Genomic DNA, 1,274 nt, shown 5'->3' with positions numbered 1-1,274 from the left:
TGATGTGTGCTGAGAAAACAGGAGGTTTTAACTTGGTAAACTATAGACACTCATCAGGAGTTTACCATGAGCAAGAAACAGAAGACTTACACCGCAGAATTTAAAGTTGAAGCAATAAAATTGATTGAAGCCAATCAAGGCAATGTATCGGAAACAGCCAGACAACTTGGCATTTCAATGCAAACTCTTTCAAATTGGAATAATAAAGCAAAGACTGGCACCTTAGCAGGCACTAAACAATATTCACCTGATCTAAATGCCTTACTCGAAGAAAATAAAAAGCTCAAACAACAGCTCAAAACAGCTGAAATGGAACGTGAATTTCTAAAAAAGGCAGCAGCGTACTTTGCGAAAGAAAGTCAGTAAGGTACGCCTATATGAAACAGCAAAGACATTTATTCCCGATTAGCTTTATGGCTAGATTACTTCACGTTTCAGTGTCACGATTTTATGATTGGCTAAAACGAGGCATGAATAAAAGATTGGTTCAGCGAAATCAACAGACAATTTTGGTCAAAATAGCTCATGAGGAAACTAAACAAAGCTATGGCTATATTCGATTAACTAAGCATTTACAAGCGCAAGGTATCAAAATCAGTACGTATGCTGTACGTCAAATAAAAAAGCTCAACCAGCTGTATTGTAAGCGTCATAAGCGTTTCAAAAGAACTACGAAGAGTGATCATAATCGAGCGATCTACGCAAATTTACTAGAGTAACAGTTTTCAATGACTAAGCCCAATCTTGCATGGTCAAGCGATATTACATACATTTGGACTGCTGAAGGTTGGTTATACTTGGCAGCAGTAAAAGACCTGTACACGAAACAAGTGGTTGGCTATAGCTTAAATGAGCGTATGACCGCACAACTTGTTTGCAATGCACTGACTATGGCGATTCGTAATCAAAAACCAACGAAAGGCTTAATTGTTCATTCGGACAGAGGCAGCCAATATTGCAGCCATGAATATCGAAAGATACTGGAAAAATGTGATTTTCAAGGTTCAATGAGCAAACGTGGGGACTGTTACGATAATGCACCGATTGAAAGTTTCTGGGGCATACTCAAGAATGAATTAGTGCATCATTGCAACTATAAAACCAGAGATGAAGCTAAAGCAGATATTACAAAATACATTGTGTTATTTTATAATCAGCGAAGAATTCAAAAGAGTTTGGATTTTAAAACGCCAAATCAAATAGCAGAGAACTTTTATCGGTTAGCTGCCTAGCATATCCCAAGTGAAAGTCTCCTGCTAATTCAGCACATATCA

1 pseudogene is annotated in these 1,274 nt (G+C 37.7%); it reads left to right on the top strand.

The window, feature by feature from the left end:
• Window positions 1-66 precede the first annotated feature (66 nt).
• Window positions 67-1,232 (top strand): annotated as a pseudogene (locus MF4640_RS18735) (IS3-like element ISAba21 family transposase).
• Window positions 1,233-1,274 lie beyond the last annotated feature (42 nt).

The organism is Acinetobacter sp. MF4640 (assembly GCF_002018895.1).
GTDB classification, from domain to species: domain Bacteria; phylum Pseudomonadota; class Gammaproteobacteria; order Pseudomonadales; family Moraxellaceae; genus Acinetobacter; species Acinetobacter johnsonii.
Note: the sequence above shows the minus strand (reverse complement) of the source record. Positions and strands in the feature narration are given on the sequence as shown.